Annotated in this window: 17 protein-coding genes; 1 reads left to right on the top strand and 16 read right to left on the bottom strand. The window is 61.4% G+C overall.

What is annotated here, in order from left to right:
- The 6 genes from V5279_RS30990 to rfbA form a co-directional block, all read right to left on the bottom strand.
- The gene (locus V5279_RS30990) at nt 1-1,098 is read right to left on the bottom strand and encodes a DegT/DnrJ/EryC1/StrS family aminotransferase (protein WP_338690953.1); all 1,098 of its coding nucleotides are present in this window, start codon (nt 1,096-1,098) and stop codon (nt 1-3) included.
- 10 nt (nt 1,099-1,108) lie between these two features.
- Nucleotides 1,109-1,576: an acyltransferase gene (locus V5279_RS30995; protein WP_029079915.1), complete on the bottom strand. Its 468-nt coding sequence runs from the start codon at nt 1,574-1,576 to the stop codon at nt 1,109-1,111.
- A complete protein-coding gene (locus tag V5279_RS31000; RefSeq protein ID WP_029079916.1) occupies nt 1,573-2,634 on the bottom strand; it encodes a Gfo/Idh/MocA family protein in 1,062 nt (353 codons plus the stop codon). The genes V5279_RS30995 and V5279_RS31000 overlap by 4 nt, the downstream gene beginning before the upstream one ends.
- A gap of 224 nt (nt 2,635-2,858) precedes the next feature.
- The gene (locus V5279_RS31005; protein WP_029079917.1) at nt 2,859-3,689 is read right to left on the bottom strand and encodes a class I SAM-dependent methyltransferase; all 831 of its coding nucleotides are present in this window, start codon (nt 3,687-3,689) and stop codon (nt 2,859-2,861) included.
- Between the two features lie 296 nt (nt 3,690-3,985).
- Nucleotides 3,986-5,041 carry a dTDP-glucose 4,6-dehydratase gene (gene rfbB, locus V5279_RS31010; RefSeq protein ID WP_338690954.1) on the bottom strand — a complete coding sequence of 352 codons (1,056 nt, stop codon included), beginning with the start codon at nt 5,039-5,041 and terminating at the stop codon, nt 3,986-3,988.
- A gap of 14 nt (nt 5,042-5,055) precedes the next feature.
- Nucleotides 5,056-5,946, bottom strand: a complete 891-nt coding sequence (gene rfbA, locus V5279_RS31015; protein ID WP_338690955.1) for a glucose-1-phosphate thymidylyltransferase RfbA — start codon at nt 5,944-5,946, stop codon at nt 5,056-5,058.
- A 286-nt stretch (nt 5,947-6,232) separates the two neighbouring features.
- On the opposite strand from rfbA, the gene V5279_RS31020 reads away from it, so the two are divergent.
- The gene (locus V5279_RS31020; RefSeq protein ID WP_338690956.1) at nt 6,233-7,588 is read left to right on the top strand and encodes a hypothetical protein; all 1,356 of its coding nucleotides are present in this window, start codon (nt 6,233-6,235) and stop codon (nt 7,586-7,588) included.
- 94 nt (nt 7,589-7,682) lie between these two features.
- Here V5279_RS31020 and V5279_RS31025 read toward each other — a convergent pair whose 3' ends face one another.
- From V5279_RS31025 to asnB, 10 genes are all read right to left on the bottom strand, one after another.
- Nucleotides 7,683-8,987 carry a nucleotide sugar dehydrogenase gene (locus tag V5279_RS31025; RefSeq protein ID WP_338690957.1) on the bottom strand — a complete coding sequence of 435 codons (1,305 nt, stop codon included), beginning with the start codon at nt 8,985-8,987 and terminating at the stop codon, nt 7,683-7,685.
- A 206-nt stretch (nt 8,988-9,193) separates the two neighbouring features.
- Nucleotides 9,194-9,937: a hypothetical protein gene (locus V5279_RS31030; protein WP_338690958.1), complete on the bottom strand. Its 744-nt coding sequence runs from the start codon at nt 9,935-9,937 to the stop codon at nt 9,194-9,196.
- Between the two features lie 8 nt (nt 9,938-9,945).
- Nucleotides 9,946-10,464, bottom strand: coding sequence for a GNAT family protein (locus V5279_RS31035; protein ID WP_338690959.1), 519 nt, complete (start codon nt 10,462-10,464; stop codon nt 9,946-9,948).
- Complete coding sequence (locus tag V5279_RS31040) at nt 10,457-11,164, bottom strand: WbqC family protein (RefSeq protein WP_166305708.1); 708 nt, start codon at nt 11,162-11,164, stop codon at nt 10,457-10,459. Before V5279_RS31040 ends, V5279_RS31035 begins: the two co-directional genes overlap by 8 nt.
- A 15-nt stretch (nt 11,165-11,179) precedes the next feature.
- Nucleotides 11,180-11,971 (bottom strand): ABC transporter permease, encoded by a 792-nt coding sequence (locus V5279_RS31045; protein ID WP_165124639.1) that lies wholly within the window; start codon nt 11,969-11,971, stop codon nt 11,180-11,182.
- Nucleotides 11,968-13,185, bottom strand: a complete 1,218-nt coding sequence (locus V5279_RS31050) for an ABC transporter ATP-binding protein (protein WP_338690960.1) — start codon at nt 13,183-13,185, stop codon at nt 11,968-11,970. The genes V5279_RS31045 and V5279_RS31050 overlap by 4 nt, the downstream gene beginning before the upstream one ends.
- Nucleotides 13,185-14,360 carry an ABC transporter ATP-binding protein gene (locus V5279_RS31055; protein ID WP_166305702.1) on the bottom strand — a complete coding sequence of 392 codons (1,176 nt, stop codon included), beginning with the start codon at nt 14,358-14,360 and terminating at the stop codon, nt 13,185-13,187. Before V5279_RS31055 ends, V5279_RS31050 begins: the two co-directional genes overlap by 1 nt.
- A gap of 245 nt (nt 14,361-14,605) precedes the next feature.
- Nucleotides 14,606-15,754 carry a DegT/DnrJ/EryC1/StrS family aminotransferase gene (locus V5279_RS31060; RefSeq protein WP_338690961.1) on the bottom strand — a complete coding sequence of 383 codons (1,149 nt, stop codon included), beginning with the start codon at nt 15,752-15,754 and terminating at the stop codon, nt 14,606-14,608.
- 105 nt (nt 15,755-15,859) lie between these two features.
- Nucleotides 15,860-17,755, bottom strand: coding sequence for a hypothetical protein (locus V5279_RS31065; RefSeq protein ID WP_338690962.1), 1,896 nt, complete (start codon nt 17,753-17,755; stop codon nt 15,860-15,862).
- 330 nt (nt 17,756-18,085) lie between these two features.
- The gene (asnB, locus tag V5279_RS31070; RefSeq protein WP_338690963.1) at nt 18,086-19,978 is read right to left on the bottom strand and encodes an asparagine synthase (glutamine-hydrolyzing); all 1,893 of its coding nucleotides are present in this window, start codon (nt 19,976-19,978) and stop codon (nt 18,086-18,088) included.
- Between the last annotated feature and the right edge of the window lie 9 nt (nt 19,979-19,987).

A 19,987-nucleotide genomic window follows, 5' to 3' on the forward strand; every position in this document is an offset into this window, starting at 1 on the left:
TCAGAACTTCCGAATCAGGTCGATCACCTCATCCTGCTGCTGGCGCGTGATCTCGGCGAAGATCGGCAGCGAGAGGATCTGGCCCTGGTCGCGGTGCGCGTTCGGGAATTGCTCCGGCCGGTGGCCGAACCGCGCATAGGCCGACAGGAACGGCAGCGCGGTGGGGTAATTGATCGCGGTCTGCACGCCATTGGCGTTGAGATGGGCGGCAAGCGCGTCGCGGCGCGGATGCCTGATCGTGTAGAGGTGGTAGACATGGCTGCGCGCCGGCGCGACCTCGGGCACCACGACGTCCTCGATCTGGTTGAGGCCGGCATCATAGACCTCGGCAGCGGCTTGACGGGCCTCGGTCCACGCCTCGAGATGCGGCAGCTTGGCCGAAAGAATCGCGGCCTGCATGCCGTCGAGCCGGCTGTTGACACCCTCGATATGGTGCTGGTGCTTCACCAACCCGCCATGACGCGCGAGCATCGCCATCTGCTCGGCAAGCGCTGCGTCATTGGTCACGACGGCGCCCGCGTCGCCCATCGCGCCGAGATTCTTGCCGGGGTAGAATGAATAGGTCGCAGCCTCGCCGAACGTTCCGACCATGCGGCCCTTGTAGCGCGCGAGATGGGCCTGGGCGCAGTCCTCGATCACCCAGAGCTTGTGCTTCTGCGCGATCGCCATGATGGCGTCCATATCCGCGGGCTGACCGTATAGATGCACCGGGATGATGCCGACGGTGCGCGGCGTGATCGCGGCCTCGATCGCGGCCGGATCGATCGTGAACGTGGCGTCATCGGTGTCGCAGAACACGACCGTCGCGCCGGAATGGGTGATCATCGCCGCGGTCGATATCCACGAATGCGCCGTCGTGATCACCTCGTCGCCGGGCTTCACCTTCAGCGCCCGCATCGCGAGGTAAAGTGCATCGGTGCCGTTGGCGCAGGACACGCAATGGGCGACCTCGGCAGCCGCGGCAAACTCACGCTCGAAGCGGTCGACGTAGCTGCCGCGAATAAAGGCGTTGTCGCGGATGACGCCGGCGATCGCCGCATCGATCTCGTCCTTGATGGACTGGTATTGCAGTTGCAGGTCGGCATACGGCACCGGCATCAGATATCCCCTATTGGCTCGCCAGCAGCCGGCGCGCCGGATTGCCGGCATAGGTGCCGGGCGTCGTGATGTCCTTGGTCACCACCGATCCCGCGCCGATGACAACGTCATCGGCGATCCGGACCGGCATGATCGTGGCATTGGAGCCGATCGACACCCGGTTGCCGATCACTGTCTCGCGCCACAGCTCCTTGCGTCCGCGCGCAGGGCCGCCGGTTGCGAACGTGTCGTTGACGAACATCACGCCGTGCCCGACGAAGCAGTCCTCGCCGATCGTGACGAGCTCGCAGACGAAGGCATGCGATTGCACGCGGGTGCGCGCTCCGACCACCACGCCTTTCTGGATTTCGGTGAAGGGACCGACGAAACAGTCGTCACCGAGCGTGCAGCCATAAAGGTTGCAGGGCTCGACGATCTTGACGCGTTCGCCGAACGCGACATCGCGCACGCTGGCCTGATGCACTTCCGGCCGGTTCACGAAACGACACCCAACCGGCTCAAGCGCGGCGTGAAGCGCAGCGCCACTTCCTCGCCGGTCTCGATCGACTCATAGAGGGCCGAGATCAGCTCCAGGCTCTTGCGCCCCTCAAGCCCGTCGACCAGCGCGGCGCGCTGGTTCTCCAGGCAATCCACCACATGATGATAGTAGGCCTGATGGCCGAAGCCGTAGACGTTGGGCGGGTTGACCGAGAACTTCTCCACGACGTCCTTGTCCGACGGCAGCTCGTCGACAAAGCGCCAGTGCCGGATCTGGTTGACCGCAAAACCGGAAATCTCGACGGTGCCCTTCTCGCCCAGGATCGACAGCGAGCCCTCGAGATCGGTCGGTCGCGCCGCCGTGGTCGCCTCGATGATCCCGAGCGCGCCGTTGCGGAACTTCAGCGTTGCGACAGCGGTGTCCTCGGTTTCGATCTTGGCCAGCGCCGTTGCCGCGCGGGCATGCACGCTCACCACATCGCCGAAGAACCACTCCAGCATATCGACATGGTGGCTCGCCTGATTGGTCAGCACGCCGCCATCGTAAGCCCAGGTGCCGCGCCATTGGTCCTGATCGTAATAGGCCTGGTCGCGGCACCAGCGCACCCGGACCGTCCCCAGGATGAGCTTGCCGAAGCGGCCGGCATCGAGCGCCTCGCGCGCCTTGACCACCGGCACGTTGAAGCGGTTCTGCTTGACGATGAACATCTTGACACCAGCCTGATCGCAGGCCCGGATCATGTCGTCGGCGTCCTGCAGCCGCAGCGCCATCGGCTTCTCGACCACGACATGCTTGCCGGCCCTGGCACAGGCGATCACATGCGCGGGATGCAGCCCGCTCGGCGTCAGCACAGCGACAGCGTCGATATCCTTGCGGCCCAAGAATTCGTCCATGTCGTCATGGGCCGCAACCCCGAACTTCGCGGCAACCGCATCGGCGCGGGCACGAACCGGATCGCAGACCGCAACCAGGCTTGCTCCCTCGATGTGATTGCCACCCAGGAGATCGGAATGACGCTTGGCGATACGCCCGCACCCGAGCAGGCCAAATCTGATCATGCAACAGGCCCTGTCTTGTCTCGCGGCCGACCGTTGCAGCCAGCCGAACAGCCGAGGGAACAAGCGGCCTTGCAAGCCGCACGGTAACGTCCATTACCCAGAAAACTTGGGATTAGGCAAGGCGTATGGGCCGATCCAGCGGCGCGGCCCGCGGCGTCATGCTTCAAGCCTGCCATAACCGATAGGCCGCGAAATATGCGGGCCAAAAGCAGCAAACATCGATCTCACGCGCCCGACTTGTTGCAGCTCCAATAAATGTCCAGTCCGCAATACCGCGGGATCGGCGAGGCAAGGAGTTGGGGACGCTTCCAGAGCTTAAATGGCCGTTCCTGATCGGCGTTCTCCGGGACCGCCTGAAAATTCGAGTATCCCGCGCAGATCTTCCGCAACGACCTGGCCGAGATGAATTCGGTCGCCGGCGCCAGCGAACCGTCCTGCGTTTTATCGTAGGCGGCGGTTTCACCGTCTCGGAAGGTCCCGCGATAGCCGCCGAGTTCACGCAGCATATAGCGAAGCGCGCGTTTCGGCTCGAGCACGAACTGCCGGTAGGAGTAGGCATAGTAGACCATGCCGACGAGGCGTCCGCCTGGCACCAGAAGCCGGCGGCAGGCCGCGATTGCAGCGGCGAGGTTGCCGGTATGATGCAGACAACCGATCGCGACAACCGCATCGAACGAATTGTCGGGAAGCGAGTTGCTGAGAATGCTGCCTTGAACGGCCCTGCCGTTCAGCCCGCTCTGCTTGATCCGGTGATTGACCATCGTGACCGGATTAGCGGCGATATCGAGACCAGTGAAGTCGGCGCCACTCTCCGCGATCTTCTGCGAGACGCTGCCGTAACCGAGCCCGATCTCGAGCACGCGCTTGCCGCGCATCGCCTTCCAGTCGATGTATTTCTCGAGATACGGATAGAAGTGGAAATAATTCTCGTCGTAGCGCCGCAGCGACTCCATCGAGGAATCGGTGATCCCCCACGCGCGGGCTGCCGCCGAGCCGCACAGTTCGTCCCAGAACGCCGCATTGGCGGCGTCGATCGCCTGTTGAGTGTCAGTCATAGCGGCCCTTACCTGCTTCAGCCAAATAGTGTGTTTCGACGCATCCGACGCCGAATATCCGGTATTGCTCGTCCTGCCAACATCTGATTCGGCCCCGATTTCCGCTTCAATTTCGCTATCGGCAAACCGACTGCGTGCCGCGAGCGGGCCGATCCCGTCAGCGCAGCGACAGTCGCAATTCAGCCGGAACGGCCGGCGCGACGACCTCGGTCTCCGCGCTCGCCAGGGGACGTCTGAGGCGCTTCAGGAGCCGCCAGGCATCAACCAAACCCCGGCGGGCCTGGAAGGGCGTCCCGCTATCCCAACCGTTGGGCCTGGTATCCTCGCCGAAGAATCTCTTCCCACCAGTGCCTATTGTTAAGGTACCAATATACCGTCTTCCTGATGCCGGCCTCAAAGCTCTCCTGCGGGCTCCAGCCGAGTTCTCGCTCGATCTTGGACGGGTCGATGGCGTAGCGGCGATCGTGACCGGGGCGGTCCCTGACAAACGAGATCAGGCGCTTGTGCGCGCCCGTCTCGGCCCCCCTGGCCTCATCGAGCAGCGTACAGAGCAGTTCCACGACCTCGAGATTGGTGCGTTCGCTCCTGCCGCCGATATTGTAGGTCTCCCCCACTTTCCCGTGGTGAAGAACGCGGATCAACGCCTCCGCATGGTCCTCGACATACAGCCAGTCACGGATGTGCTGACCATCACCGTAAACAGGCAGCGCCTCATCGGCCAATCCCCTGATAATCATGTGAGGGATCAGCTTCTCGGGAAATTGATAGGGTCCATAGTTGTTGGAACAATTTGTCACCAGGGTCGGCAGCTCGTAGGTCTCGCACCACGCACGCACGAGATGATCGGAAGCGGCCTTGCTGGCAGAATAAGGTGAATTTGGCGCATACGGGCTTGTTTCCACGAAATTGCCATCCGCACCCAGCGTGCCAAACACCTCGTCCGTCGAGACATGAACGAGCCGGAACGCGTCGCGCTCCGCGGGCGCCAAGGCCCGCCAGTAACGCAGAGACTCCTGCAGCAGTGTGAAGGTGCCGACAACATTGGTCTGGATGAAATCGCCGGGCGCGTCGATCGAGCGATCGACATGGCTTTCCGCAGCAAGATGCATCACGGCCTGAGGCCGGTAGTGATCGAACAGACTGCGCAAGCCCGGACTGTCGCAGATATCCGTTCTCGAGAGAGCATAGCGTTCGCTGCTTAACTCCGACGGAATTGAGTGAAGGCTGGACGCGTACGTCATCTTGTCGACATTGACGATCGAAGCGTCGGTGCAATTTAGCAAACGCCGAATAACGGCAGAGCCGATGAAGCCGGCTCCTCCGGTGACAAAGATCGTTGCTTTGCTAGGCACCACTGGCGTCGACCTCAGTGCGACCGCCTCGAATTGGCAAAGCTATCATAGATCGACAAAAGATACTCACCATAGCTGCTCTTCGCATTCCGCTCCGCAACGCTGCGAAAGGCGTCAAGGGAGATGTAGCCGAGCCTCAACGCAATCTCTTCCGGACACGCGATCCGCAGGCCCTGGCGCTGCTCGAGGACTTGCACGAAATGACTGGCCTCGACCAGCGAGGCATGGGTCCCGGTGTCCAGCCACGCGAAGCCGCGTCCCAAAATCTCGACATGCAGCTCGCCGCGCTCCATGTAGGCGCGATTGACGTCGGTGATCTCGAGTTCGCCTCTTGCCGAGGGCTTGATGGAGGACGCAATCTCGAGCACGTCATTGTCGTAGAAGTACAGGCCCGTCACGGCGAGATTGGATTTCGGCAGACGCGGCTTTTCCTCGATCGAAATCGCCCGTCCATCCCCATCAAGTTGGACGACGCCGTAGTCCTCGGGACGCTTGGTGACATAACCAAAGATAGTCGCTCCCGAAGCTCGCGCGCTGGCGCGGTTCAATATCTCCGGCAACCCGTGACCGAAGAACAAATTGTCGCCGAGGACCAGGGCGACGTTGTCCTTGCCAACGAAATCACGCCCGACAATGAAGGCATCGGCCAGCCCCCGAGGTTGGTCCTGGCTTGCGTATTCCAGCTTGAGGCCGAAGTCCGAGCCGTCACCCAGCAACCGGCGAAACAACGGCTGATCCTGGGGTGTGGAGATAATCAGAATCTCCCTGATGCCACTCAGCATCAAGGTCGAGAGCGGGTAATAGATCATGGGCTTGTCGAAAATCGGCAAGAGCTGCTTCGACACGACAATCGTCACCGGGTAAAGCCGAGACCCGGTACCACCAGCAAGAATGATACCCTTCATCCAATCCCGCCTGTGCAATTATCCAGACAGTCTACCAGAGGCCGTCGGTTCGACAAACGCGCGCACGATTCCAGCGAGCCGCATTGACACCATTGGGCAGGAACAATGGAATAAAATACAAGCATATTCTTGTCGTCTTATCGGCGCCGTGTCATGTCCCTAGGCCCAAGTCACTAGGCCCAGGACGGTGCCATCGTCTGGCGATCGTGGGGGCCCAGTCGGCCTGGCGCGATGACCAGCAAATGGAACAGTCCAAACGTACAGCCCGATACGGCGGTGAGCAAGAATGAACGATCGGATCACTCAGCTAGAGCTTGGTTGGCCCCAGGCCAAACTTGCCCTGCTCGCCTATGCCCACATCGTGGTGTGTTGCGTTTCGCTCTACTTCATCACGGCCGTCGATACGTTTCCGGGTGTCACCGGTATCGACCAGGCGCACGTGGCAGCTGCCATCCTGAATGTGCTAGCGTTCAGCCCCGTCGTCATCCTGTTCGCGATCGTACGCTTCAGCTTTGGCTATCTCGTCGGCTTCTACTTCTACATGATGATCCTGGGATATCTCTGGCTGATCGAATTTTCGCTGCTTGATTACGATCACCGCCTGGCGCTTGTCTCGATCGTGCTTTCAGGATTTGCATTCCTTGCCCCCGCGCTGTTCATCACCGCGCCTGTGCGGCAGGCCGTCGTCATGCCGGCACGCGCCTTTCACATGATGCCTTCCATCATCCTGATCGCCTCGGCCGCAATCGTCGGCATCGGCGCTCTCTACCACCTCAAGCTGGTCGATCTCTCCGAGATGTACAAATACCGCGCGGAGATCGAGTTTCCCGGCTTCCTTCGATACGCAACCTCGATCGCCTCGAACGCCCTGTTGCCATTCGCCTTTGCCTGCTTCGTCGTCAGCAAGCGGAACTGGCAGGCAGCGATCACTCTGGCCCTGATGGTTCTGTTCTATCCCATCATGCTGACCAAGATGGCGCTGTTCGCTCCGTTCTGGCTGCTGCTTCTCGCGCTCATCTGCAAGCTGGCCGAGGTGCGGCTGACGACGATCCTCTCGCTATTCCTGCCTGTCTTCGTCGGCGTTGTCCTGGTCTTCCTGGTCAAGACCGGCGTGATTCCGTTCAGACCCGGGATGGTCTATTTCGGCACCGTCAACAACAGGATGATCGCAATCCCGTCGCTCGCCCTCGAGGTCTACAACAACTACTTCTCAGCGCATCCGCTGACCCATTTCTGCCAGATCAACGTCGTGAAGCTCGTGGCTGCGTGCGCCTACGACGAGCCAATATGGGCCGTGATGGCCAAGGCCTACGACCTCGGCTCCTTCAATGCCTCGCTGTTCGCCACCGAGGGAATCGCCTCGGTCGGCCTCGTGCTCGCGCCGCTGTCCGCGCTCGGTTGCGGCCTGATCATCGCGCTTGGCAACCGCCTGTCGGCAGGCCTGCCCCCGCGATTTGTGCTGCTATCCGCCGGGGTCCTGCCGCACGTTCTGCTCAATGTACCGCTTTCGACGGCCTTGCTGACCAACGGCACCGGTCTGCTTTTCCTGCTCTGGTACGTTACGCCGCGGTCGGCCTTCGAGCAGACGGCAGCGTCAACGACCGCAGTGGACGGACAGTTACAAGGCGCAAGCGCCAGCTAGCGCGCCGGCTTCGAACCCGTCTCACCCGAAAGGGCACCCGGTGGGCGGGATAGCCGGCGCCGCGACGAGATCGCCTGTGCGCGAATGATATCGCCTACGCGCGAATGATATTGTCTGCCGGCTCAGGGAACTTGCCGCGACAATCGACGAGCAGCGGCGCGTGCGCGCCGAGCAGCTGATAGTCGAACTTGTCGTGGTCGGTTGCCAGCAGGACGCAATCGAAGCGCCGCAGATTGGCCTCGGTGAGCGCGACACTCGACAGATCGAACGAATGCGCCCGCATCTTCGGGAACGCGGGAACGTGCGGATCGCTGTAGGCGACGCTGGCGCCGAGATCGCGAAGCTTCTCCATCAGCAGCACGGAAGGCGACTCGCGAACGTCGTCGACGTTCTTCTTGTAGGCAATGCCGAGGACCAGGATCGAGCTGCCGCTGATCGACTTGTGCCTCTGATTGAGCGCCAGCGAGATCTTCGACACCACGTAGTCGGGCATCGAGGAATTGATCTCGCCGGCGAGCTCGATGAAACGCGTATGCATGCCGTATTCCCGCGCCTTCCAGGTCAGGTAGAACGGGTCGATCGGAATGCAGTGCCCGCCGATGCCGGGACCGGGATAGTACGGCACAAACCCGAACGGCTTGGTTGCTGCCGCGCGGATCACCTCGTGAATGTCGATCCCCATCTTGTCGGCGACCATCTTCATTTCGTTGACGAGGCCGATATTCACCGAACGATGGATGTTCTCCAGCAGCTTGGTCAGCTCGGCAGCCTGCGTCGAGCTCACCGGAACGACCTTGTCGATCACCTGACGATAGAGGGCGATTCCGGCCTCGAGGCAAGCGGGCGTGCAGCCGCCGCAGACCTTCGGGATCGAGCGGGTCGAGAAGTTCTGGTTGCCGGGATCTTCGCGTTCCGGCGAGAACACCAGGAAAATATCGGTGCCGACGCTGAAGCCGCACTTTTCGATACGCGGCTTCAGTTCCTCCTCGGTCGTGCCGGGATAGGTCGTGCTTTCGAGCGACAGCACCATCCCCTTGTGGAGATATGGCAGCAGCGATTCCGTGGTGTTCAGCACGAAGCTGAGATCGGGTTCGCGATATTTGTTGAGCGGGGTCGGAACGCAGAGGATGAGCGCGTCGACCTCTCGCGCCCGCGAGAAGTCCGTGGTCGGCTCGAAGCCGAGCTCCGTCGCCCGCTTGATGCTCGCGCTCGAGATATGCTCGATATAGGACTGGCCGGCGCGAAGCGCATCGACCTTGGTCTGGTCGATATCAAAGCCAATGACCTTGTAGCCCACCTCGCTGTAGCGAAGCATGAGCGGCAGGCCGACGTAGCCCAAGCCCACGATACCAATCCTGGCGGTCTTGCGGTCCAGCTTGTCGATCAGTTCGGAATTCATGTCTAACGTCCGTACGTGTGGTTGTGTTCAAAACAGCGTGCTGAATAAAATCCGCAAGGTAAGTCGCCTTTGGCGAGATGGTGCATAGACGCCCCGTATCCGTCCGACAAGCCCAAAAGCGGTGGGCTGGCTTGGCTCGTCCACCCCGGCGACGGGCCCCGTCGCTGCCGGACCAAATTGAGATCGCCTTCGCCTAAGAGAACGGCCTATTTCAGATTGCGGCGTCCGGCTGTCTGCAGCACCAGATCGTAGTCGCTGCGAACGTGGCGCGCCCGCCCGAGGATTGCGCGATCGATACGCTCTGACGGCGCCATCGGCTCCGGCGTCCACCATTCGGGATGAGTGAGAAGGTGTAGCCGATCATGTCCGTGCGCGATCACCTCCGACATTGGCTTGAAGCGCCAGTAGCCGTTGGAGTCGGAGCAATAAACGTAGTCACGCCTGAATCGGCCCGCATAGGCATTGATCAACCCGCCCACCTCCTCCGCCTCAAACTCGAGCAGATTGGTGAGGTCGGGATTGTGCCAGCTGATACAGCGGACGGGAAGCTCCAGCGCGAGCTCAAGCAGCTGCCGTTCGCGCTGCACGGCCGCGACAAGTTCCGCTTCGTTCCACTGCGTCACCGGGTAAGCGCCGGCATCGAAGTGCAGTCCGATCTCGTGACCGAGGCCGGCGATCCGGCGCACCAGCGCCATGATTTGGGGCTCGAGCAAATTGCAGAACAAGCAATGCGGATTGACGAAATAGGTCGCGACCGCCCCCTCCTCCGCCTCGATCTCGGCCAACGCGGCTGCGCGATGCATCGATATGTCGACGTCGTGCCGCCAGATCACGTGCCGGCCGCTGGCAGGCTCGCCGTATCGCGTGAAACGGTAGCCGCCGGCCTTGAGCAGAAGCAGCAGTTGTCGAAAACCAGCTTCTGTAAATTCGGAGAAATCCTGTTTCGTCATCGTGGAGCTCAAGCGTGATCCCGAAGTTTGGCCATCACCACCTGATCCGTCCACCTGCCGTCGATAAAGCAAGCGCGCCGCATGGTGCCTTCGATCGCGAGCCCAGCTTTCTGATACGCCTTGATGGCCCGTTCATTGTCTGCGAAGACACTGAGCCACACGCGCTGAAGATTTCGGTCCTTGAAGGCGAAATCGATCGCAAGCGTCACCGCCTCCGTTCCCGCGCCACGGCCGCGATCAACCTCCTGCCCGATACGGATCGTCAGCTCAGCGGTACGATGGATCGGATGAAGGTCGATCAGCTGCACTACGCCGATCAAGCGGAGGTCGGGAAGTGCGCGAATGGCGAAGACGATCTTGGCCGTTGAAGTGATGACCGATTTCAACCAATTCTCATGGGTGGTTTCGTGAACCGGGGAGAATGGAGCGTTGAAGCGCACCGTATCGGGATCGTTGATCCAGCGAAACAATTGGGGAGAGTCTTCGTTTCGAATTTCGGTAAGCGCGATGACCTGCCCTTTAATCATAGCTGCCTCCAGGTGATCCCGTTGCTGGCCGCCCGTCCCACATCAGATAGTCGATCACGGAGAGGCCCGGAATGAACGCCTCATGCGGGCCATACGGCTGCGGCGCGAAGCCCTGGCTGACCAGACGAACGCCATGCTGCTCGAACAATTCGTCCTGCTGGTACCCCGTGGCACCGCCGCCGGCGAGATAAGCATCCCCGCCGACTGCCTTGACGAGTGAGATGAGAAGCTCGGTCGCCTTACCCGCATGCGGCAGCTCGGACTGCCGTTCAAATCGCGTCGCAAGGCCGAGATGCTCCGTGATCGCCTTGATGGCCGCGATATTGAACGCCGCAAGGTTCGTTTCATGCTGCTCGACCAGGGGCTGCAAGAGGCCCATCGCCTCGCGAAACCGCGGCGCTTTGCCGTAGCTGGCCTGCAGCGTCGCAATCATCTTGCGACGCCAGGGCCGACCGTCATCGATCTCTGCGGCATTGAGCGGCGCCCCCAACGGCAGGCGATGGACAGGACACGTGGCCCAGCGCGCCTCGCCCTGGATAGCAATTCGCACCCTGTTCGACCACGATCCCATGCCCCCCGATCCCGAGCGCGGATAATCGACGGCATCGAGCAGCACGAACACATCGGCACGCCGGATCTTGTCAAAGTACCCGAGCCACGGAAAGAAGTTGGGTTGATGGATCGCAACGAGGCATCCCATCGTGCTGCCTACCCGCTACAGCCGCGTGTCGAAGAACGACTTGAGCCGCCGGAACCACCACAGCCCGGCCCAGAATGCAGCTGCGCCAACCACCGCCAGGTAGCAGATCATCCAGAAGCTCGGCATCGCCCCGTCTACAGTTGCAGTGCGGTAGCACTCCGCGATGACATAGAACGGGTTGAGCTGCACAACAGGCCGAATGAAGTCCGGGTAGGACGAAAGCGGGTAGAAGATCGGAGAAGCGAACAGCAGCACGGTGAGCACATTCGGCAGCGCCAGAGCGGTATCCCGTACAAAGACGTTGAGCGCCCCAAGGAACAATCCCAGTCCCGACACGAACAAGATGTGGAGGGCTACGATCAGCGGCAGCGCCAGATAGCCTGGGCCCGGCATCTCGCCCGAAACCACCTGCAGTATGAGTACGATAGCGAGCGCGACGACCAGCGGCACCAACCCCATCAGCGCGCCCACCATCGGCAACAACTCCGATTTGAAGGCGATATTCTTCACGACGCCGGCGTTTCCGACTACGGACGTCGTTGCCGCCGACAGGCCTTCGCTGATCGCAAGCCACGGCCCGTAGCCGCTAAGCAACCAGATCACGAACGGCAACGACCCCGTACGTCCGGGCAGCCGCCCCGGAAAAACGACGGTGAACACGAACGTGAAAATGCACATCAGCATCAGCGGCGACAGCACCGCCCATACCAATCCCAGCGCCGAGCCCAGATAGCGGTCGCCCAACGTCATGCGGAAGAGATTACTCAGCATGCCGAGATCTCGCCGATCAAAACCTGCCAGCATCATGTCTTGACGTCCTCAAGGCGGCGCGCGCTGATCCGCGGAGGATAGAAGATCAGCGGCTGCCCACCTACTTGTCCTTCCTCGTCGACGACCTCCAGCACGCAGGAAATCGATTCCTTGTCGCCCCCGTTACCGACAAGCGCAACATCGAAGCGATAGAGATTGGCCCCCAGCACGAAAGGATCCATGTCGATGGCGACCGTGAATGGACCCGACGCGGGCAGCGCCATCCCCACCTCCGAAAGACGCCGCCGCCAGACCAAACGTCCGTCGACCCGTGTGAGAACAACCTCGAGATCATGCATCGGCGGGGTCGAGTCGAGCCGCCCGCGCGCGACGATCGCCAACGGCACCATGGCGAGCGCGGTCGCCTTGCGCGCCTCCCCGCGCTGAATGATTTCGACTGCATCGAGCTGAAGGGGTGCGGCCCGGTTCACCACGCTCCCTTCAAACTTGCGCATCAGCTCCGCCTCGTCCGCCTCACGCACGGCCGCCTCATAGGCCTTGGTGACGACCTGCGGCGAACCATCCATGACGAGCCGACCGTCATCGAGCCAGAGGCATCGTGAGCACATTTCCACGATCGAGCCCAAACCGTGACTCACGACGATCACAATTCGGCCGCTGGCCGCGACTTCTCGCATGCGCCGCGTCGCCTTGGCGGCAAAGAAGGCATCGCCGACCGATAGCGTTTCGTCGATGACGAGAATGTCGGGATTGATGAACGCCCCCATCGAAAACGCGAGCCGGGCCTTCATCCCCGAAGAGTAGGTTCGCACCGGACGATCGATGAATTCACCGAGTTCGGCGAACGCGATGATTCGATCGGCGACGTCATTGACCTGTTGTCGACTACGGCCGTGCACGGCCGCATCGAGGAAAATGTTGTCGCGGCCGGTCATGTCCTCGCGCAGCACGGCGCCCACCGTGAGCATCGCGTGCAGGTCGCCGTCGACCTCCACAGAGCCTGAGGTCGGCTTGGTAAGCCCCGCGATGATTGAAAGCAGCGTCGTCTTGCCCGCTCCGTTGCGGCCTATGATGCCGACGCGCTCGCCCTCCGCCACTTCGAAGCTGATCGAATCGAGCGCCTGCACGTGACGCGTGGTGACTTCGCGCTTGCCTGTGCGCAACGCTTCCATCAGCGATACGGGCCCGCCGCCCTGGTCGGCAAGCGCAAACACCTTGCTGACATTGCTCACCCGAATTGCCGCGCGCATCAACCAGCCACCTTCCACTCGGCTGGCAGGCTGAATCCGCGCCCGGCCGAGCCTTCCACGCTGAGCGCGAGTCCGTTGCCGTCGAGCCAGCTGAATCCATCGAGAACAATTCGGACCACCGGATTGTCTGGATCCGGCATCGCAAGGTGCAGGCCGATCTGGTAGCTCCCGGGTGCAAGCGGCAGTGCCGGGATATCGACGCCGATCGCATAGCGCCCGGGTTCCTCGCCGACAGGCGTGAGCCGACGCGACATCAGCCCCGTCTCCCAGCCGTACGCGGGCTGGAGGTGCTCGACCACAACCACCGCGCCGACCTCCGCCCGGGTGAGGATATCGACCTCCGCTTCAAGCCTGAAATCCGCTCCCGTCATAATCGTGCGCGGATAGACAGGCGCCCCCGCGAACCGTGCAATTCCATCGCGGTATGTCGACTTTGCCTGCTCGCCGTAGAGGTAGCGCCTCACTGCATGCTCGGCCGGCCCCGAAAAGATCACCTTGCCACGGTCCAGGACGTGCGCCGTTTCGCACAGCCGTACGATCGCAGACCAGTCGTGCGTCACGAGGACCCCGGACGCCCCGCCCGATACCCGTTCGCGCAACCGCCGCCAGCACTTGGACTGAAAGTGCTGATCGCCGACCGCAAGCACCTCATCGAGGAGATAGACCTCGTATTGCCCGGCCGTCGCGGTCGAGAAATAGAGCCGCGCGCTCATCCCGGTCGAGTACGTCAGCACGGGATCCTCGAATCGATCTCCAAGTTCGGAGAAATCGTGGATATCCAAGATCATTGCCGCTCGCTCGCTCGGCGAAAATCCATGCACGGTCAGCAGCCGGTCGGCATATTGTCGTCCCGTGAGCTCCGGATGGCCGACCAGACCGAGCTCGTAGAGGCCCGACATCGCCCCGTTTACCTTGACCCGGCCGGTATCCGGCGCGTAGACGCCGCCGATCACCCGAAGCAGCGTGGACTTGCCGGCCCCGTTGCGGCCGAGCACGCCGAGGAAACGGCCCTTGGGCACCTCGAAGCTGACGTCCTCAAGCGCCGTGAAGTGCGGAACGTCGCGTCCCAGCCCGAACGCGAGCCGCCAGGCGCTTCCACCGTCGACGAGCGCAAAGCTTTTCGACACACCTTGGCACGTGATGGCAACGGCGCGCGACATCATGCCTTCGCGCATTGCCCATACCGGCAATCAGCCGCAAAATCAGAGATCGGTTGTTCAACCATTTTCGAGGTCAAAGTACGCATTCATTTTGTACGGCGCGGACCGCGCGGCCGATTTTCCATTCAATACGGGTTCATCGAGGACGCTGAACAACCGTCTCCAAAATCTCTCGATTGGCTGGCGTCGGATGATAGTTGGCGAGATTTTGGCTCACCTTCCACCGCCTCGCGCACGCAGGGATCAGAATACTGAGATGCTTACATTTCTTCCAGCGCCGCCACCACCCGGTCGACGTCGGCGGGACCCATGTGGTTGTGCAACGGCAGCGCGATGGTTTGCGCCTCGGCGCGCGTCGCAACCGGGAAGTCGGCCGGATCAGTCCCCAGCCGCTTGCGATAGGCGGCAAGACCGACCACCGAGTGGGTACCAGGCCTGCTGCCGATACCCTTTTCCTGCAGCCGCAACAAAATTTCGTTGCGGCTGAGCGGCGCATTGTCAGCCACCATCGCTACGTAGGCCTGCCAAGCGTGTACATACCCCTGTGGTCGCGTCGGAGGCTTGATCCAGTCGATCCGCCTGAGCCCCTGGTCGAGACGGTCGGCAAGCACCTCCCGCTCGGCGATGAACCTGTCGAGCTTCTGCAGTTGCACGCTCGCCACGGCGGCCTGGATATCTGTCATTCGATAGTTGAAGCCGAACACCTCGAACTCCGGCAATTCGTAGGGCTTCGGACCACGATGTCTCACCTCCTCGGAAATCGACGCGCCGTGGTTGCGGTACACATCGAGGAGGCCAGCGAGCCTGTCGTCGTTGGTCGTGACAACCCCTCCCTCGCCGCACGTGATCGACTTTCTGGGATGCAGTGAAAAGCATCCCATATGCCCAAGCGAACCTGCAGCCTGCCCATGATAGCCGGCTCCGGCAGCGCACGCGGCATCCTCGATCACCGTCACCTGAAGGCCGCCAAGCGCGTCGTTGATCGCATCCATGTCGGCGGCGAGACCGAACAGGTGCACGGGAATGATTGCCTTGGTCCGCGCGCTGACGGCCCGGCTGACCGCCTTGGGATCGATGTTGTAGCTGGCGGGGAGAATATCGACAAAAACAGGCGTGGCTCCGCAGTGCATGACCACGTTGGCCGTTGCCACCCACGTGAATGCCGGCACGATCACCTCGTCCCCCGGACCGATGCCGGCAGCGACCAGCGCCAGATGCAATGCAGTGGTGCAAGAGGTCGTAGCGAACGCATGCTTCACGTCGTGCCGCTCGGCGAATGCCGTCTCGAGCTTGCGCACCCATGGCCCCTGCGTGAGCCATCCTGATTCGAGCACCTGACGAACTGCCTCCAGCTCTTCGGCTCCCATTACGGGCTTTGCGATCGGCAAGGTTGGCAACGACGACGACATTGATGGCACTCGGGCTTGTTTAAAAGCGATGCAGGAAACTTAACCGGTCACACTCGGCAATGCCAGCGGGACGACAAGGAACGATGGGTGACAACCGCCAGGGCGTCAGGCGTGGGCATGTTTCTTAAGCATCTCAGTACGGACAACATCACCCAACGCATTGTCCGGATCCGCGGGCAAGCCGGCACGAACACGATCGATAATCGTCTCGAAGCGCGCGGCACATACTTCCTGAGTATGCCATTTGAGAGCGAAGGCGCGCGATAGCTCGCTCATCCTGCGGCGCCGCTCTGGATCATTGACCAGCGCCTTGAGCTCGCCGTAGATCGTTGCTTCGTCAGCGTGCTGGACCGGCGCCTCCGCCAGATAAGGCAGCTTCTCTCCTCGCCCGTGCTTGAGACTGGTGATCACCGGCCGGCCCAGCATGAGACTCTCCCGCGCGTTGGCACCGAGCCGCCCGTAGTTGAGCTGGTCGACGACAATGTCCGCTTGTACCTGATAGTAACGCACGTCCCGGCTTGGCAGGTCGGTGGCGAAGAACAAGCGGATCGGACATCCCTCGGCCTTCAGCCGATCGATGGCCGCCAACACCGCTCCGGTGCCCTTGATGTCGCGCCCCTGGTCTCGGCGGCTCTCATAGTTGCCGACCGCGTGATACACCAGCAGCTCATCCGGGGCCCGCGCGATCCAGAACGCGTCTGGGACTTCCAGATCAGGCCGCCAGCGGTCCTTCGATAAGGCCGTGACTGCAGGCCCGAACACATGGCGCGGTGTCTTGCGCTCGGGCGTGACCCAGTCTCCCTCCAATCCGACCCAGTCGCAAACCAGATCCAGCCTTGCCAGCCACGCCGCATTGCGGTCCTCGGAGCAAATGTCGGGCCGAAGTTGCCAAACGCAGTGCGAACATACACCGTCCGTCACCTCGAAAAACGATGATGGCAGAGCGCCCTCAATGCATCCGCTCGGCATATTGCCAATGATCAGATTGTGCCGCCGCAACTCCATGAAATCCCATGGAATCTTCGTATTCTTTTGACCTGCCTCCATGTTATCGGAGAATAGGGCCGCTGCGCCCATTCCATAGAAGTGCATTGCCTCGAAACGTTCCGGCACAGACTTGAAGAACTGAGCGACCTGGCGCTGCATTTGCGTGGGGTCTGCGTGAAACAGGCTGAGATCCTCTCCGTGAAAGAACTGTTGTTGCGGACTGGCCGGGTTCTCGAGCGATACCGTCATCGCATCCCATCCGCGCTCCTTCAGTCCCTCCGCAAGATTGTTGAAGTGGTAATAGCTGTGGTGCAAGAACAGCGCCGAGCGCCGCCTCGGTTGCGCTGGAACGCGAAAGTCCGGCAGGTACTCGGGCAGCGCAAAGGGAGCTGGCACACTGCCCGCCGCAGTCTTCCGCCCGGCGGCAAGAAAATCAATCAAGTCGGGCGTTTGCTTTAGAAGACGCGCCGTCATTTCGAATGCGTGCTCGGAGTCAGACGCAACTAGCTGTAAGTCGTCCGCAACTCCAGCATGCGCGTTCAGTGCGTCCCTGAATAGGGTCGGCTCCGTCGCGATATGCTTCAAGACTGCCGGCCGGGCCGTCCATGGCCCGAGCGTGCCGTCGGCAGCGAGCACTGCCAACTCGAACTCCGTCACCTGGCCCGCGACAATCGCGGCTACGATGGAGTCGCCAGACCAGCCGCCAAGCCCCAGCACCTGCACCTGCTCTTGGCTTGCCGTGATTGCGCGCAGCGTCTTGCCCCGTCGCACGATCAGGATGCGATCGGGCCACGCCTCATTGTTGGGCGCCGTCAACAGCGGCCAAACAATGTGGCCGGGAGGCACCCGCACATCCGCACGTCGTTGCGCCTCCAGTTCAGCTATCCGCGTTTGCGCAGACGTCAGTTCATCACGCAACACGTCGAGCTCCGCCTTCAAATCGGACAGGTCCGCCCGCACGGAGTCCTTCCATTGCCTGGCGCGGCGCATGAGGGTGAAGGGATTGGTTGTCATCAACGGCTTCAAACTGGCGACCTTTCGTGGTCCGGCCGACCCAGTCGCCCCAAATCCGAGCGACCGCGTACGCGTTACGGCCTTAGCTGGTGAGGCGACCACTCTCGATCAAGTAGCAGATCCGGCCGGCCGCGGCTTCTTGCGTGAGACGAGCAGCTCGGCTCCGACATCGGAAGAGCGATCGCCGGCTTCAACGTGCGGCATGCAGACCCTCGTGATGACGCAGCTCTGCACACATGTGGCCGACATCTTGTCATTGTTAAGATCGCGTTTTGGCTTTCTTAAGGACCAAGGAGGCTGCGACGAATCACCCTCTGCCCTGCCGGGATATCATCCGCAGTCCTCAATATGCGCGCGCAGCGCGTACTCCACGTTGATCAGCGACCATATCAGCAGTCTGCGATTCTCCCGACCGTGGAGATGATCATCGACCAACTCCCTGATCGGCTTGGGATCGAGATAGCGATAGATCTTCGCCTGATCATCGAACAGGACGTTGCGGACGAAGTCGATGCTTTGGCCCTTGAACCAGCTTGCGTCAGGACCGGAGAAGCCCTGCTTCTCGCGTTCCACGACCTCCTGGGGGATATGGCGCAGCATCACATTCCGCAGCAGCATCTTGCCGTCATGAGCCTTCTGGAAGTATGCCGCCGTCTTCCTGCCCAGCTCGTTTTCGTCCAATGCCACGACTTCATCGAGCTTGCCGAGCTTCATCCGGACAGGCAGCTTCATGGCAAAGTCGACAAGATCGTTGTCGAGGAACGGAACGCGCGTCTCTAGCGAATGCGCCATTGAGAGCTTGTCTTCCATAGTCAACAAGCCATGGAGAAAGGTCTTGGCCTCCAGATAGAGCGAATGATTGACGTAATCCTCCGGGCGGGTCAGACGCTCGGCGTGCTGATTGAACATGTCCCTGAAGATATCGCGGGTCGAGACGCCCTGCACGTCGCCCCAGATCGGTGCGAAGACGCGCTTCAGCACAGTGTTCGGTACAAGCCGCTGCCAGTACCCGTAGTACTTGTCGATATATTCCTCGAAGCTCTGGTTCACGACCGCGCGGTAGTAGCGCCAGGGGTAGCCACCGAAGATCTCGTCGCCGCCTGTTCCCGCAAGGACGACCTTGTTGAACTTGCTGGCGAGCTGAGCGACGTAGTAGTTCGGATAGCTCTGTCCGACGCGCGGCTCTTCCAGATGCCAGGCCAGCTTGGGAAGAACGCGCTCCATGTCGCCCGATTTGAGCACCATTTCGTAGTGCTCGGTGCGAAACAGATACGACATCCGCTCCGAAGCCGCGCGCTCGTCGTAGTAAAGTTCGATGCCTGACACCGAGCTCAGGTCGAAACCGCAGGTGAACGTGCGCATGTAGCTCAGCGACTGCGCCGCAATCGCCGTGATCGTACCCGAGTCCATTCCGCCGGACAGATAAGCCCCGATGTCCACATCTGACACCAGTTGCCGCGTCACGGCCTGCTGGATCAGATGCTCAAGTTCATCCTGATAGTCCGCTTCAGACCGCGCCGTTTCCGGCTCCTGGAAATTGTAGTCCCAGTAGCGCGTCAGCTTCGGCTGCGTTCCAGCGCCTGCCTCGCTCGACACGCTGATATAGCAGCCCGCGGGAAGGATGCGGACGCCCTTGAGCAAGGTGCGGTCCGTGAAGAAATTCTGGAATGTGAAGTACTCCAGCAAGCCCTCGGAATCGAGCTGCGCGTTGAAGTTTGGAACGGCGCGAAACGCCTTTGATTCCGACGCGAACAGCAACTGGTTGCCACCCAACCAGTAGTACAGCGGCTTGATGCCGTAGCGATCCCTCGCAAGCGTAAGTCTGCGCTCCTTGCGGTCCCACAGCGCGAAGGCGAACATGCCGTTGAAACGCTGCAGGGCACCCAGTCCCCACGCTGCGATCGCCTGCAACAGGACCTCGGTATCGCTGCTGGACCTGAAGACATGTCCCTGGGCTTCGAGCTCGGCGCGAAGTTCCCGATAATTGTAGATTTCGCCATTGTAGGAAATCACAAACCGGCCATCCGCCGTTTGCATCGGCTGCGCGCCGGTCGGGCTCAGATCGATGATCGCCAGCCGGCGATGCCCTAGACCGATCGAACCGTCAATCCATTGGCCTTCACCATCAGGGCCACGGTGGGCGATCGCCTGCGTCATCCCACGCAGAACATGCGAGGACACCGGCCGCCCATCGAGGTTAAGAATGCCCGCAACGCCGCACATCTCTAAATC

The sequence above is a fragment of the Bradyrhizobium sp. 26S5 genome, from assembly GCF_036923295.1.
Classification (GTDB): Bacteria; Pseudomonadota; Alphaproteobacteria; order Rhizobiales; family Xanthobacteraceae; genus Bradyrhizobium; species Bradyrhizobium septentrionale.